The sequence below is a fragment of the Pseudomonas sp. genome, from assembly GCF_030683065.1.
Taxonomy (GTDB): domain Bacteria; phylum Pseudomonadota; class Gammaproteobacteria; order Pseudomonadales; family Pseudomonadaceae; genus Aquipseudomonas.
Genome location: NZ_JAUXMX010000012.1, coordinates 47,585 through 73,683 on the forward strand (window position 1 = coordinate 47,585; position 26,099 = coordinate 73,683).

The following is a 26,099-nucleotide window of genomic DNA, read 5'->3' on the forward strand; positions in this document are numbered from 1 at the left end:
TGAGAGCGGGTAAAGCTCCAAATTTAAGGCGCACTTACCCTGTATTCGACACCTTGTGGGTGACCAAAACCGGGCTTAGAGGCCCGGGATCGGGTTTTAATAGTGCTATTTTCTGCGGGAAAGTGGTCACCAAACCATGTTGGTGACCACCAGATGTAGCCCGCTAGGCTAGCTACCTACAACGACTCTCGTCGCACTACATCATGCCGCCCATGCCACCCATGCCGCCCATATCCGGCATGCCGCCGCCGGACTGCTTGTCGTCGACGATCTCGGCGATCATCGCTTCGGTGGTGATCATCAGGCTGGCAATCGAAGAAGCTGCCTGCAACGCCGAACGAGTCACTTTGGCCGGATCGAGGATGCCCATTTCGATCATGTCGCCGTACTCGCCGGTGGCTGCGTTGTAACCGTAGTTACCCGAACCTTGCTTGACCTTGTCGACTACTACGCTCGGCTCGTCACCACAGTTGGCAACGATCTGACGCAGTGGCGCTTCAACAGCACGACGCAGCAGAGCGATACCAACGTTCTGATCGGCGTTCTCACCTTTCAGTTCGCTAATGGCCTGCAGGGCACGCACCAGGGCAACACCGCCGCCAGGTACAACGCCTTCTTCAACGGCTGCACGGGTAGCGTGCAGGGCGTCTTCGACGCGGGCTTTCTTCTCTTTCATTTCGACTTCGGAACCGGCGCCGACCTTGATCACGGCAACACCGCCAGCCAATTTGGCCAGACGCTCTTGCAGCTTCTCTTTGTCGTAGTCGGACGAGGTGTCTTCAACCTGCTTGCGAATCTGGGCAACACGCGCCTGGATATCGGTTTGCACGCCAGCACCGTCGATGATGGTGGTGTTTTCCTTGTTGAGGATGACCCGCTTGGCGTTACCCAGGTGTTCCAGGGTGGCGCTTTCCAGGCTCAGGCCAACTTCTTCGGAAATCACGGTACCGCCAGTGAGGATGGCGATGTCCTGCAGCATGGCCTTGCGACGATCACCGAAACCCGGTGCCTTGACGGCAGCGACTTTGACGATGCCACGCATGTTGTTCACCACCAGAGTCGCCAAGGCTTCGCCTTCAACGTCTTCGGCAACGATCAGCAGCGGACGGCCGGCTTTGGCGACAGCTTCCAGTACTGGCAGCATTTCGCGGATGTTGGAGATTTTCTTGTCAACCAGCAGGATCAGCGGGCCGTCGAGCTCGGCAACCATGGTGTCCGGCTTGTTGATGAAGTACGGGGACAGGTAGCCACGGTCGAACTGCATGCCTTCTACAACCGACAGTTCGTTTTCCAGGCCCGAGCCTTCTTCAACGGTGATCACGCCTTCTTTACCGACTTTCTCCATGGCCTCGGCAATGATGTCGCCGATGGAGGTGTCGGAGTTGGCGGAAATGGTACCGACCTGAGCGATGGCTTTAGTGTCAGCGCACGGCTTGGCCTGCTTCTTCAGCTCAGCAACGATGGCGATGGTCGCCTTGTCGATGCCGCGCTTCAGGTCCATCGGGTTCATGCCGGCAGCGACGGCTTTCAGGCCTTCGTTGACGATCGACTGAGCCAGTACGGTAGCGGTGGTGGTGCCATCGCCAGCGTCATCGTTAGCGCGCGAAGCTACGTCTTTAACCAGCTGTGCGCCCATGTTTTCGAAGCGGTCTTTCAGCTCGATTTCTTTGGCGACGGATACGCCGTCCTTGGTGATGGTCGGAGCGCCGAAGCTCTTCTCGATGATCACGTTACGGCCTTTCGGGCCGAGGGTCGCTTTTACGGCATCAGCCAGGACGTTTACACCGGCGAGCATTTTCTTACGGGCGGAGTCGCCGAACTTAACTTCTTTAGCAGCCATGATGGATATTCCTCAAAATTCGTTTTGGTGGAGCGCGATGCACAGTGGCGGAGACGGAAATCAGGCTTCCAGAACGGCCAGGATTTCGCTCTCGCTCATGACCAACAGCTCTTCGCCGTCGACCTTGATGGCATTGCTGCCGGAGTAAGGACCAAACACCACTTTGTCACCAACGTTGACGGCCAGCGCACGCACTTCACCGTTGTCCAGCACGCGACCGGTACCTACAGCGACGATTTCGCCCTGGTTCGGCTTCTCGGCAGCGGAACCTGGCAGCACGATGCCGCCTGCGGTTTTGGTTTCTTCTTCGCTGCGACGGATTACGACGCGGTCATGCAGAGGACGAAGCTTCATTGTCGATCTCTCCCAAATAGGTTGTTTACATCGACCGGCGTTCACACCGGCGGGTTAGCAAAGTCCGGCGAAGCCGGTTGCGCTGCACCGAAGTACAACGCGGAAGTCTGTTCTGCCGAAACCAGCAGAAAACCTTGCGGTGACCGCTACATAAGGGCGCACAAGTGGATTTCAAGGGTCAGCGATTAATTTTTTACGGCTGATGAGCGACTGTAGCGGCGTATTGGCGCAGGCCCAATGGGCAAAATAAGCCCTTGAGCGGCGCGATTGCCCAGCCGCTCACCTGCAGTGCATGGCGCTTGGGCAATTGCATCAATCGCGGCGCTCGTACTCGCCTTCCAGCACATTCGGCTGGGCAGCACCCGGCCGAGTCTGTCCGGTGCGCGCTGCAAGGTCATCGACAAATGCCCGCTGGCGCATGGCTTGCTCAGCCGCGCGCAGGCGGATTTTGTTCACCAGCAACCGGCGAGTGAAGGGGATCAGGCACAGCACGCCGAAGATATCGCTGATGAAGCCCGGCAGCAGCAGCAGGCCGCCGCCGACCGCAATCAGCAGGCCCTCGAGCATTTCCTGCTCGGGCAGTTCGCCGCGCGCCAGCTTCTCGCGCGCGCGCCAGGCTGTAGCCACGCCGGCAACGCGCAGCAAAATGCTGCCGAGAATCGCCGTACCTATCACCAGCAACAGGGTGGACAGCACACCAATCGCACTGCCCACCTGGATCAGCAGCGCTAGCTCGATGACCGGGAACAGCAAGAACAAAAACAAAAAAACACGCATCAAAGATTCCTTAGCGGAAGAACGGCTTCCAATAAGCTGTAAGTATGGGGTATTGCGCTTAATTCAAGCTGAAGCGCTACCGTCGGTCGGCCAGGTTTGTGCACGAACCAGCTGGACAAAGGCCTGACGCACCTCAGCGGAGGTGTTGCAAGATGCGGCGAAAGCCAACCAATACAACCCTTGACCGATGCGCAGGTGGAACCCTTCACTGTCGATACCCACCAGTTCGGCCGGCACCTGGCTCGGCAAACCAGCCAGGGCGACATAATGAGCGATGGCGCTGGCGTGGTCACTGTTCATGTGCGCGATCATGCCCTGCTCGACTTCACCGGTGTCGACTGGCGCAGCAGTGGCTGCCACAGTATCAACCGGCGCAGTGTCGACTGGCGCAGTATCGACTGGCGAAGCGAACGGGTTAGCCAGCGCCACCTGATCCAACCAGTGAATCGCGCCGAAACCACCGATGTAACGCCAACGTACCGGTGCCAACACCCAGAAATCGAAATCATGGGCGCGGTGATAATTCTGCGACTCGGGAAAATAGCGGTAATAACGCCGGGCTGCAGCGTCGATTGCGGCCTGGTCACACAATTGTCGTGCTTGCGCGAGTAGCGTCAGACGACCGACCGCCTGCACATCCTCGGCGCCACGCTCACCGACAAACAGCGAGCACTTGGCGTCCTGCTTGAGGTTATGGGTGTGCTGGGCGATGCGGCTGATCAGGATCAACGGCCAGCCCTGAGCGTCCAGGCAGTAGGGCACCACTGATCCGAAAGGAAAGCCCGGCATAGCCTTCGAATGGGTCGAGAGCACCCCGCGGTATTCCTTGAGCAGCAATTCTCGGGCATGCTTGGCCGCTTTCACGCTCACCTTATGACTCCTTGCAAAGAATCCGTCACTAACGGACAGGCGCCCTAGAATAGCTGTTACAGCGCGCCAGCGGGACCACACGACACACCTTGAGGGGATACGCGATGCAACTCAAAGACAAAGTTATCATCATCACTGGCGGTTGCCAGGGTCTAGGCCGCGCCATGGGCGAATACCTGGCTGAAAAAGGCGTGAAACTGGCGCTGGTCGATCTCAACCAGGAAAAACTCGACGACGCTGTGGCCGCCTGCAAGGCCCATGGTGTGGAAGCACGCGCTTACCTGTGCAACGTGGCCAATGAGGAGCAGGTGACCCACATGGTTGCCCAGGTCGCCGAAGATTTCGGCGCGATCAATGGCCTGGTCAACAACGCAGGCATCCTGCGTGACGGCCTGACCATCAAGGTCAAAGACGGCGAAATGACCAAGATGAGCCTGGCTCAGTGGCAAGCGGTGATCGACGTCAACCTGACTGGCGTATTCCTCTGCACCCGCGAAGTGGCGGCGAAGATGATCGAGCTGAAGAACCAGGGCGCGATCGTCAACATCTCCTCGATCTCCCGCGCCGGCAACATGGGCCAGGCCAACTACTCTGCGGCCAAGGCTGGCGTTGCCGCTGACACCGTAGTCTGGGCCAAGGAACTGGCGCGCTACGGCATTCGTGTCGCGGGTGTCGCGCCCGGCTTCATCGAGACCGAAATGGTCGCCAGCATGAAACCCGAAGCCCTGGAAAAAATGACCGCAGGCATTCCACTGCGGCGCATGGGCAAGCCGGCCGAGATCGCCCATTCGGTAGCGTACATCCTGGAAAATGACTACTACACCGGCCGTATCCTCGAACTGGATGGCGGCCTGCGCATGTAATCTCCGCGTGCATCAGCCTGCAACGCGGCGCAATCCGGGCAGGCCAACGCACAGACAAATGCCGCATTCCTGTCGAAGGGAACGCGGCATTTTCATGGGTGCAACCGGTGGCTTTTAGCGCAGCTGACTCAGCTTGGCTGAACCAGATGCACGACCCGCTGCGGGAACGGGATGCCGATACCGGCTTCAGTCAACTGCTCCTTGGCCTGCTCAGTGAAAGCAAAGGTCACTGGCCAGAAATCCGGCGTAGCCACCCAGACGCGCAATGACAAGTTGACCGCGCTATCTCCCAGCCCCGTGACGAACACCACCGGCGCCGGGTCGCGATGAATGCGCGGGTCCTCGGCGATCTTCAGCAGCACGTCGCGGGCTTTCTTGATGTCACTGGAGTAATCGATGCCCAGGTTGATGTCAGCGCGCCGCGTGGCCTCACGTGAGTAGTTAGTGATGTTGCCATTGGACAGGCTGCCATTAGGCACGATGACCACTTTGTTATCTGCGGTCTTCAGGGTGGTGTGGAAGATATGGATACTGTCGACACTGCCCGACACGCCCTGCCCTTCGATCCAGTCCCCCGCGCGAAACGGCCGAAACAGCATGATCAACACGCCACCGGCAAAATTCGCCAGACTGCCTTGTAGCGCCAGGCCGACGGCCAAGCCTGCGGCACCGATGACCGCGATAAAGGAGGTGGTTTCAACGCCAATCATCGAGGCGACACTGACCAGCAGCAGCACCTTGAGAATCATGCTGGCCAGGCTGCCGATAAAACTGTGCAGCGCGCGGTCGACATTGCGCCGATCCAGTACCGCGCTGACTTTGAGGGTCAGCGTGTTGATAAACCACCAACCGATCAGCAGGGTGATAATCGCCAGGGTCAGTTGGCCACTGTATTGCAGCACCACTGGCAGCCAGCTCTCGGACATCTTCACCAGCTGTTCGACATTCATCTCCATTTACCACTCCTTGTTCACTGCTTAAAACGCGACCGCCATGGCAAGCCATGGCGGTCGCTTTACAATCATTGCTGCTGCGCAACCCAGGCCCGACGGGCTCGCTGCGTCACTCGCGGAAGTTGTCGAATTGCAGCGGCATACCGAAGTCCTTGGCGCGCAGTGCAGCAATCGCTTCCTGCAGGTCGTCGCGTTTCTTGCCGGTAATGCGCACCTGCTCGCCCTGAATCGCAGCCTGCACCTTGAGCTTACTGTCCTTGATGTGGGCAACGATCTTCTTCGCCAGCTCCTTGTCGATGCCTTCACGCAGGGTCATTTCCTGCTTGACGCTCTTACCCGAGGGATAGGCATCTTTGAACTCTAGGCATTGCACATCGATCTTGCGCTTTACCAGGCAGAGCTTGAGAATCTCGACCATCTGCTCCAGCTGAAAATCTGCATCGGCGGTCAGGTTGACGGTCAGGTCTTTGATTTCGAAGCTACCTTTGCCGCGCAGGTCATAACGACGCTCAAGTTCTTTGATGGCGTTGTCGACAGCATTGGTGACTTCGTGTTTGTCCAGTTCGGACACCACGTCGAACGAGGGCATAGGTTTCCTCCAGATAGACGGCGCGGCCCAGATCACAGACGGGACACGCGTGGCTTGTTGACGGTTGAAAAACCCGGCCATTATATAGTCATAGGCGCTTGTCTGACTTAACCCTGTACTGCTGCGTGACATCGAGCAGGCTCCTAGCGACACACACTGCCCGGCAATGTACCGGGCCCATGCGACTTTTCCCGCGAGCTTGCCCATGCCCAACCCCCATCTCAGTATCCTGGTGGTGGACGACGCCAAATTCTCCAGCGCCATGATCGGCCGCGCCCTGGGCCAGGTCGGTTACCAGGATGTACGCTTTGCCAATAGCGCCGCAGAAGCCATCAGGCAGCTCGAACTGCGCCCGGCCAGCGTGCTGTTGGCAGACTGGTTAATGCCGCAAATGGATGGCCTGGAACTGACTGGCCGCGTTCGTCAACTGGATGAAATGACCGATCACTACACCTACGTCATGCTGCTGACCGGCAAAGAAGGTGAAAACGTATTGAGTGAAGCCTTTGATCGAGGTGTCGACGACTTCATCAATAAGGCGCAGATGAACGAGCAACTGGTGCCCCGGGTCTACGCTGCCGACCGCCTGTGTAACACCCTGCAGCGCCTGCTCCAGGAAAATCGCCTGCTGACGGAAAACATCGCCAGCCTGGAACAGCGCAATCTGGTCGATACACTCACCGGCCTGGGCAATGCCCGCTACCTGCGACAGAAGCTGCTCGACAGCATGCGCCAGGTCGAGTCGCGCGGCGGTGCGCTGTGCTACCTGCTGATCGGCCTGCAAGAGGCCAGCGAACTGCGCCAGCGTCACGGCAACGATTTCTACAACGAACTGCTCCACGGCGTCGCCCGCCGCCTGCAGCAACTGGTGCGCCCGCTTGACGTGCTGGTGCGCCTGGACGACAACCACTTCGCCCTGATCACGCTGCTCGAAGGTCTGCAAGAGTGTTCGCCGAACAGCTTCAAACGCCTGCATGAAGGGCTCAATCTCAAAGCGTTCAAGACCAGCGAAGGTTTCATCAGCCTCAAGGCCGGCATCTGCCTGGTTGGCCTCGATGCCCAAGCCTTGCCCATCAGCCCGGAGAGCCTGATCGCCCATGCGAGCACGCTGCTGCCGGAGTCTTACGCCAGTGCCCGGGTAGCAGGCATGCGCCTGCCGCCTGCGCGCTAGCAGGCCGTGTCTGCCGTGAGCTGGCATGTGCTCGGCGCAGGCAGCCTGGGCTGCCTGTGGGCTGCGCGTCTGGCGCGTGCTGGGGTCGCTGTGCAGCTGATCCTGCGCAACCCGGCTCGCCTCGCCGCCTACCAGCGCGCAGGAGGCCTGACCCTGGTCGAACACGATCAGGCCCGGCGCTACGCCGTGCCAGGGCAATTGACCGACGACGCATCACCCATCCAGCGCCTGCTGCTGGCCTGCAAGGCCTACGACGCCGAAACAGCCATTGCCAGTATCGCACCGCGACTGGCGCCAGGCGCCGAGCTGATACTTCTGCAAAACGGCTTGGGCAGCCAAGAGGCCGTGGCCGCTCAAGTACCCCAGGCGCGCTGTATTTTTGCCTCAAGCACCGAAGGCGCCTTTCGCGACGGCACTGCGCCTGAAGGCGAATGGCGGGTGGTGTTCGCCGGGCGTGGCCATACGTGGCTCGGCGACTCGCAAGACGACACTCCGCCGAGCTGGCTAAGCGACCTTCAGCGCAGCGACATCCCCCATCAATGGAGCCCGGATATTCTCAGCAGGCTATGGCGCAAACTGGCGCTGAACTGCGCCATCAACCCATTGACCGTGCTTTACGATTGCCGCAATGGCGGCCTCAGTGACCATGCCACGGAAGTCGCGACCCTCTGCGCTGAGCTTGACCAACTGCTGCAGCGCTGTGGCCAGCCCGCTGCAGCGGCGAATCTGCATGCCGATGTGCAGCAGGTGATCCAGGCTACTGCGGCAAACTTCTCCTCGATGCACCAGGATGTCGCCCTGGGTCGGCGCACCGAAATTGCCTACCTGCTTGGTCATGCTTGCGCTACGGCGCAGCATCAGAGCCTGGTCTTACCGCATCTGGCGGCGCTGCACGAGCGCCTACGGCATTACCTTGATGCGCGCGGATTGCCCAGCCATTAAGCCGCGCGTTACCCTGCCTGAACTTACCGTCACTGCGACTCATCAGCCCATGCCATTGCGTCAACGCCTCGAAAACCTTCCAGTCGGCCGCAAACTGCTCGCCGCACTGCTGGTATTGCTGGCCGCTGTATTACTGATGGCCAACCTGGCATTCATCAGCGCGGCCTACTGGATTTCCCAGCAGAGCGTCGCACCGCAAGCCTTGCATACACTCGGTCGCTTAATCGCCAGCCCCTCACTTGGCCAGGAAGCGCTGAGCTCGGCGAGCGCCGCCCAAGCCCTGCTGCAACGCCTGGATGACTACTCGCCCCTGCGCGCCGCGGTGATTTATGACAGCAATGGCGTGAGCCTGGCGCAACTGCATCGCGGGGAAAAACTTCAGTTGCCACTGCGTGTAGAGCAGCTGGACAGCTGGCGCCATAACGAATTTCGCACCAACCTGCTGGTTGAACTGCCACAAACTGATGCACGCCCCGGCTACTTGCTGCTGGTCGCGTCCAGCGAATTACCTAGCGCCTTCTATACCGGCACGCTGACCGCCAGCCTGGCGATTCTTGCGTTCAGCGTGCTGCTCTGGCTGCTGGTGGCAAGGCAGATCCGCCGCCTGGTGACCAAACCGATTCGCCGGCTCGAAGAGCTGTCGCGCCAGGTCACCCGCGAGGAGAACTATGCCCTGCGGGCCAAGCGCGGCAATCGGGACGAGATCGGCAGCCTGGCCGATGCGTTCAATACCATGCTGGTGCGCATCGAAGCGCGCGAACAGCAACTCGAGCGCGCCCGCGACGATGCCCAGGCCGCATTCGATCAGGCACATCGCCTGGCTGAAGAAACGCGCCACTCCAACCGCAAGCTGGAGCTGGAGGTGCAGGTACGCAGCAAGATCGAGAAAAAGCTCACCGGCTTCCAGAACTACCTCAACAGCATAATCGACTCCATGCCCTCGGCCTTGATCGCCCTCGACGAGCAACTCTATGTCACCCAGTGGAATCAGGAGGCCAGCGCCCTCTCCGGCACGGGCCTGACGGAGGCCCTGAACCAGCCGGTGCAGCTCGCCTTTCCACCGCTGAAGCCCTTTTTGCCGATGCTCAAATGTACCGTCGAGCAACACAAGGTGGCGAAGATCGAGCGCGTGACCTGGAGCAAAGACGAAGAAGTTCATCACTACGCCATGACTTTCTATCCCCTGATGGGCAGCGCGGGCCGAGGTGTGGTGATCCGCATCGACGACATCACCCAGCGCCTGAATATGGAAGAAATGATGGTGCAGTCAGAGAAGATGCTCTCGGTAGGCGGCCTGGCTGCAGGCATGGCCCACGAGATCAACAACCCGCTTGGGGCGATTCTGCATAACGTGCAGAACATTCGCCGACGTCTGTCGCCAGCGCTGGAGAAAAACCGCGCGCAGGCCGAACGTATCGGCATAAGCCTGGAGAACGTTGACCACTACCTGCAGGCGCGGGAAATCCCGCGCCTGCTTGATGACATCCAGCAGGCCGGCACGCGTGCGGCAAAAATTGTCAGCCACATGCTCAGCTTCAGTCGCCGCAGTAACCGCCAACTGGCACCCTGCCAGTTGCCCGCGGTAATCGATCAAGCCCTGGAAATTGCGGGCAACGACTTCGATCTAACCGAAAGCTTCGACTTCAAAAGCCTGCTGGTCCGCCGCGAATTCGACCCGGCGCTCAGCCCGGTGCCCGGTACCGCCAACGAACTGGAACAGGTGTTGCTCAACCTGCTGAAAAACGCCGCCCAGGCGATTCACCAGCGCGCAGACGGCAGCACGCCCGGACAGATCACCCTGCGCACCCGGCTGGCACCGCCCTGGGCGGAAATCCAAGTGGAAGATAACGGCGTCGGCATGCCCGAAGTGGTGCGCAAACGCATCTTCGAGCCGTTTTTTACCACCAAGGAAGTTGGCCAAGGCACCGGACTGGGCCTGTCAGTTTCCTACTTCATCATCACCAACAACCATAAAGGACAGATGGAAGTGCAGTCCAAAACAGGTCAGGGCACCTGCTTTACCCTGCGCCTGCCACTGACTGTAGCCATCCCTCACACAGGTCATTGAACATGGGTTATCGACTGTCGAAGATTTACACGCGCACCGGTGATACCGGTGAAACCGGCTTGGCCGACGGCCGCCGGGTAGCCAAGGACCACCCGCGAGTGGAAGCCATGGGCGAAGTGGACACACTCAACAGTCAGCTTGGCCTGCTGCTGGCCGAACTGGCCGAGCAGCAAGCCATGCGGCCAGGACTGGGTGAAATAATCGAGGTGCTTACGCCCTGCCAGCACCGCCTGTTTGACCTCGGTGGCGAACTCGCCATGCCCGAGTACCAGGCGCTGCAACAACCCGAGATCGAACGGCTGGAGGTCGTCATAGACCGCTGGAACGAGGAGCTTGGCCCACTGCAGAACTTCATCCTGCCGGGCGGCTCCCACCTGATCGCCCAGGCCCACGTCTGCCGCAGCCTGGCACGTAGCGCCGAGCGCCGCTGCCAGCACCTTAATGCGGTAGAACCCATACGTGGCGTCGGCCTGGCCTACGTCAACCGCCTTTCCGACCTGCTGTTCGTCGCCGCCCGCCTGATCGCCAAGCGCCAGGGTATCGATGAAGTGCTCTGGCAGGCGGCGCCGAAACAGCCAGCCTAACCCGCAGCCCGAATAAACCTTGGCGCAATCCGGGAGGGATTTACCTGGCGCTGGACCTCCCCGGATTGCATCCGGGCTACACGGTTGCGTTGGTTGGCGCTGAGCTCAACGAGGCACCACGAGATCAGGTCAGACTGAGCCGGCTCTCGAAACGGCGCGGCTCGCCCGTCAGCGGATCGATGAAGGCCAAGCCCTGGGCCAACAGCTTGAGCGGCCGACTGTAGTCGTCGGGCGCGTCAGGACCTTCGCTGAGCTCGGGGTAGAAAGGATCGTTGACGATGGGCGCGCCCAGGGCGGCCATATGCACCCGCAACTGATGCTTTTTCCCGGTCACCGGGTAAAGCCCATAAAGCCAGTGCTCGCCCAGTTGCTGCGCCACTTCGACGCGCGTCTCGGTATTGGCCATGCCGGCGACTTCCTGCATCCGGAAAAATGGCTCACCAGCGGCCAACCGCGTGGCCCGCCGCAGGGGGAAATCCAGACTAGGTAACGCCGGCGCCAGGGCTTCGTAGCGCTTGTCCATCTGCCGCTCACGGAACAACGCCTGATACAGGCCACGGCTCTGCCGGTTGCAGGAAAATAACACCAGCCCAGCGGTATGTCGGTCGATACGGTGCAGCGGTACCAGGTCGGCATTGCCCAGCCGCTTGGCCAGGCGCGCCTGCAGTGTCTGCTCAACATACTCACCGGCCGGCATCACTGGCAGAAAGTGCGGTTTGTCAGCCACCAGCAGGTGCTCATCGACATACAGCACCGTCTCGAGGAAGGGGATCGGCGTCTCCGCCACCACCTCGCGAAAGTAATGCACCCGCAAGCCGACCCGATAAACATGCGCCGGGCCGATCGGCGCGCCTTCTGCATCCAGCACCCGCTCGCGCGCCATACGCTGCAGCCATATGTCGCGGCTGATCGCCGGGAAATGCGCACACAGGCAATCGAGCACCGTCGGCCAGTCGCCCTGGGGCAGATGCAGGGTGCTGGGGCGCATATTGGAAGGGGAACGGGCAGACACGGACATGAGCAGCTCAGCGGACGATGATGAAGGTAACCAACGCCCATTAGGCCGCAGCCGCGCGCCTGACGTCAAAGGCCACTGACGCGCCACCAGGATCACTCGTCGGCAAACGACCATCGCGCGGCCGCGCAGCTGTCAACTGTAGGCATCAAGCAAGATTTGCCAGTCAGCCATCGGCATGCCGCCACGGTGGCGAAACAGCTGTGCCATGTCGTGCCGCGCAGCCGCGCGACTGAACAACCGACGACGGCTTTTCTCCAGGTCGAGCAGCGCCACGTCGACCCCAGCGCACGCGCCTGCAGCGTGGGATTTGATAAAGATATGTTTGGGATACAGACAGCCATGCTGCCAGCCGGCCCGGTGCAAACAACTGAGCGTCGCAGCCAGCTGCTGCAACATGCAACGATTGAGTTGGCTGCCGAAGCGCTGTGGCGCTTGGCTGGCGTACCACTGATCCAGGCTGACAAAACCCTCCAGAGCCTCGGTCACCAAGAGCGCACGCCACTGGCCAGCCTGTTGGCGCGCCGCACCATACACCACCTTTGGCACGCGAAGACCGAGCCGTTGCAACGCCTGTATTGCGTGCAGCTCACGCAATACCGTGGGCCTGCCCAAGGGGTGCAGCCAGGAGCGATGCAGATGCCCGGTCTGGCGTTTGAGGTACAACCACTGCCCTGCTTTGCTCTGCAGACGCTGCACACCGCTTTCGCCGCCACGCCGCTGATTGGGCGCCTCGACCCATTCACCCTGGGTCTGCCACCAGCGTTCAAAGGTGCCGGGCACCTGTTCAGTCGGCGCCAACGCAATCAGACTGCTCATCTCAATTGCCCTTGCGCAGGACGTAGACCCGCCACATGGCATACCCCGGGAGGAAATCCTGATGGCCGAGGATGTTGAAGCCGACCTGTTTGAACTCAGCCTCAATGGTCGATCTGGCGATGACGAAACGGTTCTGATTGTCACCAGCCCGCCCCTCGGCGGCACGCCGCGCTTCAAGGCGCCGACGCTTCCAGGCCTTGTAGTTGCCATCGACCCACAGCGAAACAATCAGGCTATCGCGGGTTACCCGGTGCAGCTCGCGCAGCATGGCCAGGCGATGCTCGGGCTCGGCGATGTGATGCAGCAGGCGCATGCAAAAAATACTGTCGACCGCGTTATCGCCCAGTTCGATGGCGAAGGCCGAGGTCTGAAAGGCCTTGACCCTTGCCACGACATCTTGCGGTTGCCCAGCCATGGCAATCGCCAGCATGTCCGCCGAATTGTCAGCGGCGAGGATCACACGGTTTGGCTGCTCGGCCAGCAGCGGCCAGAATCGCCCCGCGCCACACGGCAGATCGAGCAGCAGGTTCGGCTCGCCCGCCAACTTCAGGGCATGCCGAGCCAGTTGCTCGTCACGCCAATGCGATAACCGGCGCGCAAGGCCATCCTGATGCTTTTGCAGGTACTGACGGGCGTGCTCGCGGTCGTACTTGTGCGAGAAATCCAATTCGATCGGTTTGGCGCTAGACATGACAACCTGCTCCATTGAGGAATCCATGGCTGCCAAATTAACCAGTGGAGCATCAAGCCCCCGTCAAAAAGATGTGAAAAAAACGTGAATACGCAGTACGCCACGTAGCGGCGCTATCAGCCGCGCAAGCTGACCTCGAACACACTGCCCTGCGGCGGCAGATCGCGCACCTGCACCGCCCAGTCCTGGTGCGCGCAGATGCGCTTGACCAGGGACAAACCGAGCCCCAGTCCTTCGCCACGCGCCTGGGCGCCACGCACGAAGGGCTGGAACATCTGTTCCTGCTGATCCAGGGGAATACCCACGCCACTGTCTTCCACGCGAAAGCTGCCGTTTTCCAGGATCAGCCGCACAGCGCCCTGTTCGGTGTAGTGCAAGGCATTGCGCAACAGATTGGAGATCACCGTGCGCAGGAATGTCTGGTTGTACTGCGCCGCGTCCCTGCCCTGCTCGATTAACTGGAACTGCAGACCTTTCTCGCGCATCAAGGGTGCCCAACGACTGCCCTGCTCCTCGGCGATGGCGGCCAGGGTCGCACTGCCACCCTGGCTCGACTCCTCGGGCCTGGCCCGCGCAAGGATCAGAAAGGTTTGCACCAAGTCACGCATTTCCTCGCTAGCACGAGCGATGCGCTGTACCTGTTCACGCTGACGCACATCCAGCGTTGAAACCTCTGCAAGCAACTCGCAAGAGCTGGCAATAATCATCAACGGGGTGCGCAGTTCATGGCTGACGTCGCTGGTAAACAGCCGCTCACGCTCCAGGGAATGACGTAACTGACCGAGCGTGCTGTCGAAAGCCGCCGCCAGATGACCAACCTCATCGTCTGGGTACTCCGGGGCCAGAGCCGGCGCCAGGGCATGCAACTGATCGCGATGACGCACTTGGTTAGCCAGGCGGATCACCGGTGCCATTACTCGTCGCGCCAACAGCCAGCCGAGTCCCCAGGCCGCCAGCACACTGAGCAGAAAGCCGGCCAGCACCACATTGAACAGCACCTGTTCGCGCGCCTCGAACTCATGCTGCTCCTGCACCAGCATAACGCTCTGCGCGTTGTCACTGCGCTTCAATACATAGAACGCCTGATCGCCCTCGACCACCTCGGAAAACCCATTCTGCGCCTTGGCGAACTGCTGCGGCACCGGGTAATCAGGCAGATGTGAAGCAAAAAAACGCGTACTGGAGTCAAGCCTGGGGCGCTCGCCACGGCGTAGATCCTCATTGACGACAATGCTCAGTTCACGATCAAGTTCCTGGGACACCAGGTGTTCTTCGACAAAATGCACAATCGCCACGATGCTCAACGCGAACACCCCGCTGACGACCAGAGTCATCAGCACGAAGGCGATCACGATGCGCCTCAGCAACGGTTGTTTAGACACCATCTGCGGACTCCGCCAGGCGATAACCAATACCGTGAACAGTGTGCAGCAGCGGCGTGGCGAAGGGCTTGTCGAGTACCTGGCGCAGCTGATGGACATGGCTGCGCAGGCTGTCGCTGTCCGGACAATCATCGCCCCACAGCGCCTCTTCAAGTGCCTCGCGGCGCACCACCGCCGGGCTGCGTTGCATCAATACCGCCAGCAGTTTCAAGCCCAGCGGGTTGAGCTTCAGCAGCTGACCAACACGGCGGACCTGCAGGGTATCGAGGTCATAGACCAGCTCGCCGACATGCAGTTGACGCGTACGACTGCCCTGGCTGCGGCGCAGGATAGCCTCGATGCGCGCCACCAGCTCGGACAGAGCGAACGGCTTGAGCAGGTAATCGTCGGCTCCGGCATTCAGGCCCTGCAGACGATCGTCGAGGGCATCGCGCGCCGTCAGCATGATGATCGGCGTATCACGCCGGGCATCCTCGCGCAGGCGCTTGCACAACTGATAACCGTCGATGCCCGGCAGCATGATATCCAGCACGATCAGGTCGTAATGCTCTGTGGCCGCCAGATGCAGCCCACTCAGGCCATCCTGAGCACAGTCGACGCTGTAACCCTTCAGGGTCAGGTAATCGAGGATATTGGCCAGAATATCCCGGTTGTCTTCCACCACAAGAATGCGCATGTTCGTTCAATCCTCAAGCGTGCCAGCACGATTTGACATTTTTGCGCTACGTAGCCGCTCTCAGCAGGATCAGGTTGGTACTGTGGGCGTTCTGCTCTGCGACTTCGACGCCGCGCTGTCGCGCAGCAAACGAGGGTATTCAAGGACAACGAACGGACGGGTTAGACCTCGACCTGCGGCGGCCAGAATGCGCGAATGCCGGCGACGCCCTGAGCGCCAGCCTGCCATGCTTGCTCCAAGTGCTGCGGGCCGACCCCGCCCAGCAAATACACGGGCTGCTTGAAACTGCGCAGCATTTCAGCCGCCAGCTCCCAACCCAGCGCCGCTGCATCAGGATGGGTCTGGGTGATTTGCAGCGGCGACAGTGTGACGAAGTCCACCCCCAGTTGCGTGGCCATCGCCAGCTCCTCAGCCGTGTGGCAGGACGCCGCCAGCCAGCGTTCGGTCGGCAGCGGCCGCCCGCTGGCGGCCAGTTCGTGCAGTTGCCGGGACGTCAGGTGCCAGCCCGCCTCCGGAAAATCCCCCAGCCACGCCAGCGGCCCCTTGAGCATCAGCTGCGCCTTGCCCGCGCAGAGTCCTTGGATATCCAGCGCCAGGTCACGGTAATGGGCATCGAGCATGCCCGGCGCACGTAGCTGAATCAGCCGAATACCGCCGGCCAGGGCGGCACGTACACCCTGCAAGAGCGCCTGCGCAGTCAGCCCTTCGGGCGTGATCAGGTAACGGTCAGGCAAGCGGGCAGCAGCGACAATCGGCTGGTTGGCCGCAGGGAATGGATACTCGAGCAACTGCTGCGCATTGACCCAGGCCAGCGGCTGGCCTTCGGCGCCATGGGGCTCACCGACGAACGCCGTGACCTCCCAGACATCCAGCAACACCTGCTTGTCCGGGTAATCGTGATGCACCTGAATCAATGGCCGGGCGATGGTCGGGCGGATGCCCAGCTCCTCCTCTAGCTCGCGCGCCAGGGCCGCCTCTACCGCCTCGCCCGGCTCCACCTTGCCGCCAGGAAACTCCCACAGGCCGCCCTGGTGCTGGTCGTCCGAACGTTTGGCAATCAGGATGCGACCATCGGCGGCACGGATCACCGCGGCGGCTACATGAATGCGCTTCATCCCAGCCGCTCCACCTGCGCCGCCTGATACCAGCGCTGAAATGCCGGCCACTGGTAGACCGTAGCGACATACGCCGCCGCCACCTCGGGCAATACCAATCGATAACTGTGCAAGCGGGCCGCGACGGGGGCGAAGAAGGCATCCGCCAGGCTGGCGTGACCAAATAGAAAAGGGCCGCCCTCGCCGAACGTGGCGCGGCACTCGGCCCAGAGCGCACAGACGCGCAGAATATCGGCCGCGGCATCCGCCGGGATCTCGTCCAGCGCCTGATCGCGTTTGAGGTCCATCGGCAGGTGCGTACGCAGCGCGGTAAAACCACTGTGCATTTCGGCACAGACACTGCGTGCCACAGCGCGGGCGTATTCGCCGCGCGGCCACAGATAGGCCTCGGGATAGCTTTCAGCGAGGTACTCGCCAATCGCCAGGGAATCCCACACCGGCCCGTCCTCGGTCTTCAACAACGGCACCTTGCCAGTCGGCGAATGTTCGAGGATGCGCTGGTGGGTATCTGGACGATCGAGCGGGATCAGTACTTCGCTATACGGCGCTTCGGCCAGCTCCATGGCCAAGGCGGCGCGCAGCGACCAGGATGAGTAGGTCTTGTTACCGATAACCAGAACCAGAGACATGGGGCACTCCGTGCGTGATGCGCTTGCTGAGGGTCGCTCGACATTAAGGCGCCGCAACGTCCAATAGCAAATTCCCGTTGTTCATGCCCCCATGAACAACGGGAATACTCGGCATGCCCTAACAGCGCGGGCTGCCCTCAGGTGCGGTACTCGGCGTTGATCTTCACATACTCATGGGACAGGTCGGTGGTCCAGATTGTTTCGCTGCAGGTGCCACGCCCCAGCTCTATGCGGATGGTGATTTCCTCTTTGGCCATCACCGCCGCGCCCTGCTCCTCGGTATAGCTGGCAGCCCGGCAACCACGGCTGGCGATGCATACGTCACCGAGGAATACGTCAATCTTGCTCACATCCAGTTGCGCTACGCCGGCATAGCCCACGGCAGCGAGGATGCGCCCCCAATTCGGATCGGACGCGAACAGCGCGGTTTTGATCAGCGGCGAGTGAGCCACGGCATAGCCAACGTCCAGGCACTCCTGGAACGTCGCCCCGCCGTTGACCTGCACGGTAACGAATTTGGTCGCACCTTCGCCGTCACGGACGATTGCCTGGGCCACGTCCATAGACACCTCAAACACCGCCTGCCTGAGCGCAGCGAACAGTGCGCCGCTGGCCTGGGTAATTTCTTCAAGCGGCGCCTGGCCCGTAGCAATCAACATGCAGCAATCGTTGGTCGAGGTGTCGCCATCAATGGTGATGCGATTGAACGACTTGTTGGCGGCATCACGCAGCAAGTCCTGCAATACCGCCTGGCTGACCTTGGCGTCAGTCGCGATATAACCGAGCATGGTCGCCATGTTCGGCCTGATCATCCCGGCGCCCTTGCTGATGCCGGTGACGGTAACAGTAACGCCGTCATGCACGAACTGGCGACTGGCGCCCTTGGGCAGAGTGTCGGTAGTCATTATGCCGGTGGCCGCTTCGGCCCAGTGATCGGCTGACAGGTCATCCAGAGCCGCCTGCAAGGCGCCTTCGATCTTCTCCACCGGCAAGGGTTCGCCGATCACACCGGTGGAGAACGGCAGCACCGCACTCTCATCGACACCGGCCAACTGCGCCAACGTGGCACAGGTACGCACAGCATTCTGCAAGCCCGGCTCACCGGTACCGGCGTTGGCGTTGCCCGTGTTGGTCAGCAGATAGCGCACGCCACCCAACACGCGCTTTCTCGCCAGGATCACCGGTGCGGCACAGAAGGCATTGAGGGTGAACACACCGGCCACGCTGGAACCTTCGGCGCAGCGCATGACTACCACATCCTTGCGCCCGGGCCGCTTGATGCCAGCCGAAGCGATCCCCAACTCGAAACCTGGAACCGGGTGCAGGGTAGACAGCGGGCCAAGACCAACAGCCATAGGGTGTGCTCCTTGAGTTATTTAAGTGTCGCACCGCTACCGGGCACGAGCGAAGTCGATGGTAAAACGCCGCGAGCGGCTAAGCCGTTCGCGGCGTTGTAGGGCGGACTCAAGCATGGCCAAAGTCGTCACCCCGGTTTCCGTTGTTTCAACAGCCTGAGGTTAGTTGACCTGGCCGTGGCAATGCTTGTACTTCTTGCCAGAGCCGCAAGGGCAAGGCTCGTTACGGCCGATCTTCGGCTCGGTGCGCACTGGCGGCGGCGCAACCGCCACATCGCCCTCTTCAGCCATGGCGTCTGGCTGAATCAACGCAGACGCTTCGGCGTGCTGAAACTGCATGCGTTCGGCCAGTGCTTCAGCTTCACGGCGCAGACGCGCTTCTTCCTCAGCCGGGTCTTCACGACGCACCTGGACATGGGACAAGACCCGTATGGTGTCGCGCTTGATCGAATTGAGCAGCTCCTGGAACAGGGCGAACGACTCGCGCTTGTACTCCTGCTTGGGGTTTTTCTGTGCGTAACCACGCAGATGAATACCGTGACGCAGGTGATCCATGGTCGACAGATGATCTTTCCACAGGTCGTCGAGCACACGCAGCAAAATTTGCTTCTCAAAGGTACGCAACGCCTCGGCGCTGGCTTCGATTTCCTTCTCGTTGTAGGCCGTTACCAGCTCGTCAAGGATCCGCTCGCGCAGGGTTTCCTCGTAGAGTTTGTGGTCATCATCGAGCCATTGCTGGATCGGCAGACGCAGGTTGAAGCTGCTGTAAAGCGCCTCTTCCAGGGCGGCGATATCCCACTGTTCAGGCAACGATTGCGGCGCGATATGTTCGTTGATGATGCCTTCCAGCACTTCCTTGCGGAATTCGGCGATGGTTTCACCGATGTCATCAGCTGCCAACAGGTTGTTGCGCATGTGATAAATCACTTTGCGCTGCTCGTTTGATACGTCATCGAATTCCAGCAGTTGCTTACGCATGTCGAAGTTACGCCCCTCGACCTTGCGCTGCGCCTTCTCGATGGCGTTGCTGACCATGCGGTGTTCGATTGCTTCGCCTGGCTGCATGCCCAGGGCCTTCATGAAGTTCTTCACCCGGTCCGAGGCAAAGATGCGCATCAGACTGTCTTCCAGCGACAGGTAGAAACGGCTGGAACCCGGATCACCCTGACGGCCAGAGCGACCGCGCAACTGGTTGTCGATACGCCGCGACTCGTGGCGCTCGGAGGCAATAACATGCAGGCCGCCCGATTCGATCACCTGCTGGTGACGCTTCTGCCATTCGGCCTTGATCTGCGCAACTTGTTCGGCCGACGGGTTTTCCAGGGCGGCCACCTCGACCTCCCAGTTACCACCGAGGACGATGTCAGTGCCACGACCAGCCATGTTGGTGGCAATGGTCAGCGCGCCAGGACGTCCTGCCTGAGCGATAATCTCGGCTTCTTTTTCATGGAACTTGGCGTTGAGCACCTTGTGCTCTATGCCTTCTTGATCCAGCAATTTGGAAACGTACTCAGAACTGTCGATGGTCGCAGTACCGACCAGAATCGGCCGACCCTGGGCCTGGCATTCCTTGATATCGGTGATGATGGCAGCGTACTTCTCTTCCTGGGTCAGATAGACCAGGTCGTTGAAGTCCTTGCGCGCCATTTGCCGATTAGTTGGAATAACGATCACTTCCAGACCGTAGATCTGATGGAACTCAAAGGCCTCGGTGTCGGCAGTACCGGTCATGCCCGACAGCTTTTTGTAGAGGCGGAAGTAGTTCTGGAAGGTGGTCGAGGCCAGGGTCTGGCTCTCGGCCTGGATCGGCAAGCCTTCTTTGGCCTCGATGGCCTGATGCAGGCCCTCGGACAAGCGACGACCCGGCATGGTGCGGCCGGTGTGTTCGTCGATCAGCAGCACCTGATCGTTCTGCACGATGTATTCAACATTGCGATTGAACAGCTTGTGCGCACGCAACCCGGAATAGACATGGGTCAGCAGGCCCAGGTTGTGTGCCGAATAGAGGCTCTCGCCCTCGGCCAGCAGGCCGATCTCGGTGAGCACTTCCTCAATGAACTGGTGGCCTGCTTCATTCAATTCAACTTGGCGGGTCTTCTCGTCGACCTTGTAATGGCCTTCCTGAGTGACCACGCCTTCCTCCTCCTCAATGTGCAACTTGAGGGTCGGGATCAGCTTGTTGATTTCGGTATACAGCTTGGAGCTGTCTTCGGCCTGACCGGAGATGATCAGTGGCGTGCGCGCTTCGTCGATAAGGATCGAGTCGACTTCGTCAATCACGGCAAAATTCAGCTCACGCTGGAATTTGTCCTCCATGCTGAAGGCCATGTTATCGCGCAGGTAATCGAAACCAAACTCATTGTTGGTGCCATAGGTGATATCCGCAGCGTAGGCAACGCGCTTTTCTTCCGGCGGCATGAACGGGGTGACGATACCCACCGACATACCAAGGAATTCATACAGCGGACGCATCCAGTTGGCATCCCGGCGAGCCAGGTAGTCGTTGACCGTGACTACATGCACGCCTTTACCTTCGAGCGCATTGAGGTAGACCGCCAATGTCCCCACCAGGGTCTTACCCTCGCCGGTACGCATTTCGGCAATCTTGCCTTCGTGCAGGGTCATACCACCGATCAACTGCACATCGAAGTGGCGCATACCCATGACGCGCTTGCCCGCTTCACGGGCCACAGCGAAAGCTTCCGGCAGCAGCTGGTCAAGGGTTTCACCTTTGGCCAGACGGGCTTTTAGCTCGGTAGTTTTGGCACGCAGCTGCTCATCCGAGAGCGCGAGCATCTGCTCCTCGAAGGCATTGACGATCTGGACCGTCTTGAGCATGCGTTTGACTTCACGCTCGTTCTTGCTTCCAAAGAGTTTTTTCAACAAAGGCGCAAACATATCGGCAGGGTCTTCCACGCGTATGGATGGAGGGCGGCCCATGAGTCGCCCATGCAGCCCTAATGGCTGCGTGAGAGATGGCATTCTACCCGGAAACGGAGATGAAGAAAGCGGCGTTATCAGGCCGCCTAAAATGTAGCGAACGACGGCTAGCCAAGGCGAGGTCAGCCCAGAAGCCGCCGTGTACGAGTTGTGCATGCGCATTTTTCGGCTGGTTGACTCGCGCAGCTCACCCTTCGGCTGTTATGCCGCTTCGCTGCGTTGCGACGGCCAGAACCAAGCGCAGTAATCTTTCAACGGCTGGTTATTCGTCGCCGCTGACTCGAGCGATATAGCTGGCCGGATTGACCACCCAGCCATTTTGGCTGACTTCAAAATGCACATGAGCACCAGTAGAGCGGCCGGTACTACCAACCTTGGCGATTACCTGGCCACGCTGCACCAGATCGCCAACCTGAACCAGGTTGCTCTGGTTATGTGCGTACAGGGTGACGTAGCCATCGGCATGACTGATTTCTACGGTATTTCCATAAGCGGAACGCCGGTTCGAGGAGGTCACCACCCCAGCCGCAACCGCGACCACGTCACTGCCGGCCTTGGCGGCGAAGTCCATGCCTTTATGCACGCTCAGGCGCCCGCTCAGTGGATCGGTGCGTCGGCCGAATGGTGACGACATATAACCTTGCACTATCGGACGTCCTGCGAGGTATTCAGCCTCATTAAGCTGACGCTCGGCAATCAGCTGCTCAAGCACCTCGAGCTGCTGCTCGCGACTATCGAGGCGCAGGGCCAGATCGTCGAGGGTGCTGATGAATGACGGCGGTGCATAGGCCGAACCACCGAACAGCTCTTCTTCGAGGCCACCCTGGCCAACACTCAATGAAAAATCAAACTCACTGGAATCAAGATCAGCCAGCTCGGTCAGGCGCTCGCCCAACGCATCCAAACGGGTCAAGCGAGCCTGCAACTCGGCGACATGAGCAGCAAAGGCATCAAGCTGGCGCTGCGCATCGACCCGCACCGCGCCCACTTCTGCGCGCTGCCGACTCAACGCCTCAGTCAAACGGGCGCTGCCCGGCGTGTCATCAGCGTGCGGTACGACCCAAGCCCCTACCGCAACGCCACTACCAACAGCCGCAACCATCAGTATCGCCAGCGCAACCAGCAACCAGCGTAAATCGAGGCTCAGCGAACGCGCGGCGCCGTGACTGCGGTTGAGTAGAATAATGTGCATGGATTCCCCTTTAAGGTGGAGCCCAAGCTGGCAGCAGAGATTCTGCTACCATGAAGACCCCACAATTTCAGGCGTCCTGCCATGTCGTTTCGTCCGTTGCCGGCTAAAGCTCCTGCCGCACTAATGCGCGAAGCGAAGCCCTTGAAAGCGCTGTTCAGTCAGGCGCAACGCATTGATCGCCTGCAGCACTTACTTGAAAGCCAACTGCAACCCGCGGCCCGCGAACACTGCCACGTTGCGTCCTGGCGCGAAGGCTGCCTGCTTCTTATAGTTACCGATGGCCACTGGGCCACCCGCTTGCGCTATCAACAACGGCGCCTGCTCAGGCAGCTGCAGACGCTTGAAGAGTTCGCGACCTTAACCAAGATCCTGTTCAAGGTGCAACCGCCAACTGCCGAGAGGCGTGCACCGGGTCGCACTATCAGCCTATCCAGTGCTGCGGCGGAGAACATCCAGGCAACGGCTGACGGTATAACCGACCCCAAGCTGCGTGCAGCCCTGGAACGACTGGCTAAGCATGGCAACCCCAGCGAGTAGCGCGCCGCCTGGAATACCGAAACACTGCAAGGCAAGTCGCCAGACCAATGCACAGACCTGCGTTTGTTGCGCAGAAAAAAGCCACCCGAAGGTGGCTTCAAAAAAAGTGCAGATGGTGTTGCTTACACTGCCGCAGCCGGGCGCATGTAAGAAATAGGTGCGCTATTGATGTCGTCGAAAGTGACAACTTCCCACGCATCAGGCTGCTCGATCAAGGCGCGCAGCAAGCTGTTGTTCAGGGCATGTCCCGATTTGAAACCGCGGAACTCACCGATCAGGCTGTTGCCCAGCAAGTAGAGATCGCCGATTGCATCGAGGATCTTGTGCTTGACGAATTCGTCCTCGTAACGCAGGCCGTCTTCGTTCAACACACGGAACTCATCGACCACGATGGCGTTGTCTACGCTGCCGCCAAGTGCCAGGTTCTGCGAACGGAGGAACTCGATGTCACGTATAAAGCCAAAAGTGCGCGCACGACTGACTTCTTTAACGAAAGAAGTGCTGGAAAAATCCACGCTGGCCGACTGGGTGCGATTGCGGAAAACCGGGTGATCGAAATCGATCTCGAAGCTCACCTTGAACCCTTCGAAAGGCAAGAAGGTGGCGCGCTTGTCGCCATCCTCGACCGTCACTTCACGAAGAATACGGATGAATTTCTTGTGCGCTTCCTGCTCCTGCAAACCAGCGGACTGAATCAGGAATACAAAGGGACCAGCGCTGCCATCCATGATCGGAACTTCGGATGCGGAGAGCTCGACGTAGGCGTTATCGATGCCCAGGCCAGCCATGGCCGAAAGCAGGTGCTCTACCGTATCCACCTTGACGTCACCACTGACCAACGTGGTCGACATGGTGGTTTCACCGACATTGCACGCCCGCGCGGGGATTTCCACGACAGGGTCAAGGTCGGTACGACGGAACACGATACCAGTGTCCACAGGTGCCGGCTTCAGGGTCAGGTATACCTTCTCCCCGGAATGCAGGCCGACGCCAGTGGCGCGGATAATGTTCTTCAGGGTACGTTGTCTGATCATGGCTTTGGCCGCTATAGCACTAGTTGCGAATTGTTTTCAACAATGGCCGGCGATAATAGCAGAACCGGCCTTTGCTGAACACCAATCACCCCAATACTCCCGATACATTCCATCAATCGGCCTGACGACGCAGGAAGGCCGGGATGTCCAGGTAATCAAGATCATCCTGCGGATTCTGCTTGGCTGCAGCAGCAGCACCGCCGTGACTCTGGCGCTGAACGGTGGGGCGCTCGTAGTCCTTGTAATTGACGCTGTGCTCGCCGCGCGATGCTGGCGCAGTGGCTGTCGACGCCGAATTACTGGTAGTTACCTGCACGGTATTGTCGATCACCTTCATCGGCTTTTCGATTTTCGCGCCCAGACCCGTGGCGACCACAGTGACGTGCAATTCGTCGCGCATATCCGGATCGATCACGGTGCCAACCTTGACGGTGGCGTGCTCGGAAGCGAACTGCTCAATGATGTTACCCACGTCGGAGTACTCACCCAGGGACAGGTCAGGGCCGGCAGTAATATTCACCAGGATGCCGCGCGCGCCTTGCAGGTTGACGTCTTCCAGCAGCGGGTTGCGGATCGCCGCTTCGGTGGCTTCACGCGCACGGTTCGGACCGCTGGCGCAGCCAGTGCCCATCATCGCCATGCCCATTTCGCTCATCACGGTTTTCACGTCGGCAAAGTCGACGTTGATCATGCCCGGACGCTTGATGATGTCGGAGATACCGCGTACGGCACCGGCCAGTACATCGTCAGCCTTGGCGAACGCTGACAGCAGGCTGGCGTCTTTACCGAGGATGGTCAGCAGTTTTTCGTTGGGGATAGTGATCAGCGAGTCGACGCTTTCCGCCAGAGCGCGAATGCCCTCTTCAGCGATCTGCATGCGCTTCTTGCCTTCAAACGGGAACGGACGAGTCACCACAGCGACGGTGAGAATGCCCATTTCCTTTGCCACTTGAGCGATCACCGGCGCAGCGCCAGTGCCGGTACCGCCACCCATACCAGTGGTGATAAAGACCATGTCGCAGCCTTGCAGCACCTCGGCAATGCGCTCGCGGTCTTCCATGGCGGCCTGACGACCGATTTCAGGGTTGGCGCCGGCGCCCAAACCCTTGGTAACGCCAGTGCCCAACTGCAGGATGGTGCGCGCGCCGATGTTTTTCAGTGCCTGTGCATCGGTATTGGCGCAGATGAACTCGACGCCTTCAATATTGTTCTTCGACATATGGTTAACAGCATTGCCGCCGCCGCCGCCCACACCGATGACCTTGATAACCGCGCTTTGCGGGATGTTGTCTACGAGTTCGAACATTTCCCTCTCCTTTGCTTTCTAGTTGTAACGCCTACTGCATAAGCGGTTGTTAAATCAGAAATTGCTTTGTACCCAGCGCTTCAAACGCTCGAATACTGGCGCCTTGGCTTCATCGCCATAGCTGCTGATGGCAGACATTGAAATGCCGTCAGCCTGCTTCTGCAGGCCATATAGCAACAGGCCCACGCTGGTGGAATAAATCGGATTGCGTACGACGTCGCCCAGGCCCCTGACGCCTTGCGGCATGCCCAGGCGAACCGGCATATGGAAGATCTCTTCGGCCAGTTCGACCGCGCCTTCCATCTTCGACGTGCCACCCGTGAGCACGATGCCCGCCGGGATCAAGTCCTCGTAACCACTGCGCCGTAGTTCAGCCTGGATCAGGGTGAACAGCTCG

The 26,099-nt window shown here is 60.0% G+C and carries 24 protein-coding genes and 1 pseudogene; 6 read left to right on the forward strand and 19 right to left on the reverse strand.

Translation table 11 applies throughout. From position 1 onward, the window contains the following. Positions 1-196 precede the first annotated feature (196 nt). The 4 genes from groL to Q8K09_RS02995 all read right to left on the reverse strand — a co-directional run bounded on the left by groL (position 197) and on the right by Q8K09_RS02995 (position 3,841). A complete protein-coding gene (groL, locus tag Q8K09_RS02980; RefSeq protein ID WP_305253534.1) occupies positions 197-1,840 on the reverse strand; it encodes a chaperonin GroEL in 1,644 nt (547 codons plus the stop codon). Positions 1,841-1,900: 60 nt separating this feature from the next. After that, entirely contained in the window at positions 1,901-2,194 is a 294-nt protein-coding gene (locus tag Q8K09_RS02985) for a co-chaperone GroES (protein WP_305253535.1), read from the reverse strand. A 312-nt stretch (positions 2,195-2,506) separates the two neighbouring features. Next, the gene (locus Q8K09_RS02990; protein ID WP_305253536.1) at positions 2,507-2,971 is read right to left on the reverse strand and encodes an FxsA family protein; all 465 of its coding nucleotides are present in this window, start codon (positions 2,969-2,971) and stop codon (positions 2,507-2,509) included. A 63-nt stretch (positions 2,972-3,034) separates the two neighbouring features. Then, entirely contained in the window at positions 3,035-3,841 is an 807-nt protein-coding gene (locus Q8K09_RS02995) for a HugZ family protein (RefSeq protein ID WP_305253537.1), read from the reverse strand. Between the two features lie 104 nt (positions 3,842-3,945). Here Q8K09_RS02995 and Q8K09_RS03000 point away from each other — a divergent pair, with 104 nt between their 5' ends. Then, entirely contained in the window at positions 3,946-4,704 is a 759-nt protein-coding gene (locus Q8K09_RS03000; protein WP_305253538.1) for an SDR family oxidoreductase, read from the forward strand. A 128-nt stretch (positions 4,705-4,832) separates the two neighbouring features. Here the strand turns inward: Q8K09_RS03000 and Q8K09_RS03005 are convergent, their stop codons facing one another. Both Q8K09_RS03005 and Q8K09_RS03010 read right to left on the reverse strand, forming a co-directional pair. Further along, a complete protein-coding gene (locus Q8K09_RS03005) occupies positions 4,833-5,660 on the reverse strand; it encodes a mechanosensitive ion channel family protein (RefSeq protein ID WP_305253539.1) in 828 nt (275 codons plus the stop codon). Positions 5,661-5,766: 106 nt separating this feature from the next. Continuing rightward, positions 5,767-6,246, reverse strand: a complete 480-nt coding sequence (locus Q8K09_RS03010) for a YajQ family cyclic di-GMP-binding protein (RefSeq protein ID WP_305253540.1) — start codon at positions 6,244-6,246, stop codon at positions 5,767-5,769. A gap of 151 nt (positions 6,247-6,397) precedes the next feature. Here Q8K09_RS03010 and Q8K09_RS03015 point away from each other — a divergent pair. From Q8K09_RS03015 to Q8K09_RS03030, 4 genes and pseudogenes are all read left to right on the forward strand, one after another. Continuing rightward, positions 6,398-7,417: pseudogene (locus tag Q8K09_RS03015) on the forward strand (response regulator); the annotation flags it as partial. 15 nt (positions 7,418-7,432) lie between these two features. Beyond that, positions 7,433-8,359 (forward strand): putative 2-dehydropantoate 2-reductase, encoded by a 927-nt coding sequence (locus Q8K09_RS03020; RefSeq protein WP_305253542.1) that lies wholly within the window; start codon positions 7,433-7,435, stop codon positions 8,357-8,359. 49 nt (positions 8,360-8,408) lie between these two features. Continuing rightward, a complete protein-coding gene (locus Q8K09_RS03025) occupies positions 8,409-10,427 on the forward strand; it encodes an ATP-binding protein (protein ID WP_305253543.1) in 2,019 nt (672 codons plus the stop codon). A gap of 2 nt (positions 10,428-10,429) precedes the next feature. After that, positions 10,430-11,011, forward strand: a complete 582-nt coding sequence (locus tag Q8K09_RS03030) for a cob(I)yrinic acid a,c-diamide adenosyltransferase (protein ID WP_305253544.1) — start codon at positions 10,430-10,432, stop codon at positions 11,009-11,011. A 124-nt stretch (positions 11,012-11,135) separates the two neighbouring features. Here Q8K09_RS03030 and Q8K09_RS03035 read toward each other — a convergent pair whose 3' ends face one another. From Q8K09_RS03035 to Q8K09_RS03080, 10 genes are all read right to left on the reverse strand, one after another. Next, positions 11,136-12,029, reverse strand: coding sequence for a pseudouridine synthase (locus Q8K09_RS03035; RefSeq protein ID WP_305253545.1), 894 nt, complete (start codon positions 12,027-12,029; stop codon positions 11,136-11,138). 132 nt (positions 12,030-12,161) lie between these two features. Continuing rightward, positions 12,162-12,845, reverse strand: coding sequence for a lipopolysaccharide kinase InaA family protein (locus tag Q8K09_RS03040; RefSeq protein ID WP_305253546.1), 684 nt, complete (start codon positions 12,843-12,845; stop codon positions 12,162-12,164). Position 12,846: 1 nt separating this feature from the next. Then, positions 12,847-13,536: a class I SAM-dependent methyltransferase gene (locus tag Q8K09_RS03045; protein ID WP_305253547.1), complete on the reverse strand. Its 690-nt coding sequence runs from the start codon at positions 13,534-13,536 to the stop codon at positions 12,847-12,849. Positions 13,537-13,652: 116 nt separating this feature from the next. Further along, positions 13,653-14,921, reverse strand: a complete 1,269-nt coding sequence (locus Q8K09_RS03050) for a HAMP domain-containing sensor histidine kinase (RefSeq protein WP_305253548.1) — start codon at positions 14,919-14,921, stop codon at positions 13,653-13,655. Then, positions 14,911-15,594, reverse strand: coding sequence for a response regulator transcription factor (locus Q8K09_RS03055; RefSeq protein WP_305253549.1), 684 nt, complete (start codon positions 15,592-15,594; stop codon positions 14,911-14,913). The genes Q8K09_RS03050 and Q8K09_RS03055 overlap by 11 nt, the downstream gene beginning before the upstream one ends. Before the next feature lie 161 nt (positions 15,595-15,755). Further along, positions 15,756-16,709, reverse strand: coding sequence for a Nudix family hydrolase (locus tag Q8K09_RS03060; RefSeq protein WP_305253550.1), 954 nt, complete (start codon positions 16,707-16,709; stop codon positions 15,756-15,758). Beyond that, the gene (locus Q8K09_RS03065) at positions 16,706-17,338 is read right to left on the reverse strand and encodes a glutathione S-transferase family protein (RefSeq protein ID WP_305253551.1); all 633 of its coding nucleotides are present in this window, start codon (positions 17,336-17,338) and stop codon (positions 16,706-16,708) included. The genes Q8K09_RS03060 and Q8K09_RS03065 overlap by 4 nt, the downstream gene beginning before the upstream one ends. A gap of 137 nt (positions 17,339-17,475) precedes the next feature. Further along, positions 17,476-18,693 carry a bifunctional glutamate N-acetyltransferase/amino-acid acetyltransferase ArgJ gene (gene argJ / locus Q8K09_RS03070; RefSeq protein WP_305253552.1) on the reverse strand — a complete coding sequence of 406 codons (1,218 nt, stop codon included), beginning with the start codon at positions 18,691-18,693 and terminating at the stop codon, positions 17,476-17,478. 162 nt (positions 18,694-18,855) lie between these two features. After that, complete coding sequence (gene secA / locus Q8K09_RS03075) at positions 18,856-21,591, reverse strand: preprotein translocase subunit SecA (protein WP_305253553.1); 2,736 nt, start codon at positions 21,589-21,591, stop codon at positions 18,856-18,858. A 304-nt stretch (positions 21,592-21,895) separates the two neighbouring features. Beyond that, the gene (locus tag Q8K09_RS03080; protein WP_305253554.1) at positions 21,896-22,825 is read right to left on the reverse strand and encodes a M23 family metallopeptidase; all 930 of its coding nucleotides are present in this window, start codon (positions 22,823-22,825) and stop codon (positions 21,896-21,898) included. An 81-nt stretch (positions 22,826-22,906) separates the two neighbouring features. Here Q8K09_RS03080 and Q8K09_RS03085 point away from each other — a divergent pair, with 81 nt between their 5' ends. Continuing rightward, the gene (locus Q8K09_RS03085; RefSeq protein ID WP_305253555.1) at positions 22,907-23,362 is read left to right on the forward strand and encodes a DciA family protein; all 456 of its coding nucleotides are present in this window, start codon (positions 22,907-22,909) and stop codon (positions 23,360-23,362) included. 122 nt (positions 23,363-23,484) lie between these two features. On the opposite strand, the gene lpxC is transcribed toward Q8K09_RS03085, so the two are convergent. The 3 genes from lpxC to Q8K09_RS03100 all read right to left on the reverse strand — a co-directional run. Continuing rightward, positions 23,485-24,396 (reverse strand): UDP-3-O-acyl-N-acetylglucosamine deacetylase, encoded by a 912-nt coding sequence (gene lpxC, locus Q8K09_RS03090; RefSeq protein ID WP_305253556.1) that lies wholly within the window; start codon positions 24,394-24,396, stop codon positions 23,485-23,487. A 112-nt stretch (positions 24,397-24,508) separates the two neighbouring features. Continuing rightward, positions 24,509-25,702: a cell division protein FtsZ gene (gene ftsZ / locus Q8K09_RS03095; protein WP_305253557.1), complete on the reverse strand. Its 1,194-nt coding sequence runs from the start codon at positions 25,700-25,702 to the stop codon at positions 24,509-24,511. A 54-nt stretch (positions 25,703-25,756) separates the two neighbouring features. Further along, the coding region (locus Q8K09_RS03100) for a cell division FtsA domain-containing protein (protein ID WP_305253558.1) at positions 25,757-26,099 on the reverse strand (343 nt) is incomplete at its 5' end.

Coding starts and splice junctions, on each gene's coding strand:
- groL (WP_305253534.1), bottom strand. CDS start 1,840: ATGGCTGCTAAAGAAGTTAAGTTCGGCGACTCCGCCCGTAAGAAAATG.
- Q8K09_RS02985 (WP_305253535.1), bottom strand. CDS start 2,194: ATGAAGCTTCGTCCTCTGCATGACCGCGTCGTAATCCGTCGCAGCGAA.
- Q8K09_RS02990 (WP_305253536.1), bottom strand. CDS start 2,971: ATGCGTGTTTTTTTGTTTTTGTTCTTGCTGTTCCCGGTCATCGAGCTA.
- Q8K09_RS03000 (WP_305253538.1), top strand. CDS start 3,946: ATGCAACTCAAAGACAAAGTTATCATCATCACTGGCGGTTGCCAGGGT.
- Q8K09_RS03005 (WP_305253539.1), bottom strand. CDS start 5,660: ATGGAGATGAATGTCGAACAGCTGGTGAAGATGTCCGAGAGCTGGCTG.
- Q8K09_RS03010 (WP_305253540.1), bottom strand. CDS start 6,246: ATGCCCTCGTTCGACGTGGTGTCCGAACTGGACAAACACGAAGTCACC.
- Q8K09_RS03025 (WP_305253543.1), top strand. CDS start 8,409: ATGCCATTGCGTCAACGCCTCGAAAACCTTCCAGTCGGCCGCAAACTG.
- Q8K09_RS03030 (WP_305253544.1), top strand. CDS start 10,430: ATGGGTTATCGACTGTCGAAGATTTACACGCGCACCGGTGATACCGGT.
- Q8K09_RS03035 (WP_305253545.1), bottom strand. CDS start 12,029: ATGTCCGTGTCTGCCCGTTCCCCTTCCAATATGCGCCCCAGCACCCTG.
- Q8K09_RS03040 (WP_305253546.1), bottom strand. CDS start 12,845: ATGAGCAGTCTGATTGCGTTGGCGCCGACTGAACAGGTGCCCGGCACC.
- Q8K09_RS03045 (WP_305253547.1), bottom strand. CDS start 13,536: ATGTCTAGCGCCAAACCGATCGAATTGGATTTCTCGCACAAGTACGAC.
- Q8K09_RS03050 (WP_305253548.1), bottom strand. CDS start 14,921: ATGGTGTCTAAACAACCGTTGCTGAGGCGCATCGTGATCGCCTTCGTG.
- Q8K09_RS03055 (WP_305253549.1), bottom strand. CDS start 15,594: ATGCGCATTCTTGTGGTGGAAGACAACCGGGATATTCTGGCCAATATC.
- Q8K09_RS03060 (WP_305253550.1), bottom strand. CDS start 16,709: ATGAAGCGCATTCATGTAGCCGCCGCGGTGATCCGTGCCGCCGATGGT.
- Q8K09_RS03065 (WP_305253551.1), bottom strand. CDS start 17,338: ATGTCTCTGGTTCTGGTTATCGGTAACAAGACCTACTCATCCTGGTCG.
- argJ (WP_305253552.1), bottom strand. CDS start 18,693: ATGGCTGTTGGTCTTGGCCCGCTGTCTACCCTGCACCCGGTTCCAGGT.
- secA (WP_305253553.1), bottom strand. CDS start 21,591: ATGTTTGCGCCTTTGTTGAAAAAACTCTTTGGAAGCAAGAACGAGCGT.
- Q8K09_RS03080 (WP_305253554.1), bottom strand. CDS start 22,825: ATGCACATTATTCTACTCAACCGCAGTCACGGCGCCGCGCGTTCGCTG.
- Q8K09_RS03085 (WP_305253555.1), top strand. CDS start 22,907: ATGTCGTTTCGTCCGTTGCCGGCTAAAGCTCCTGCCGCACTAATGCGC.
- lpxC (WP_305253556.1), bottom strand. CDS start 24,396: ATGATCAGACAACGTACCCTGAAGAACATTATCCGCGCCACTGGCGTC.
- ftsZ (WP_305253557.1), bottom strand. CDS start 25,702: ATGTTCGAACTCGTAGACAACATCCCGCAAAGCGCGGTTATCAAGGTC.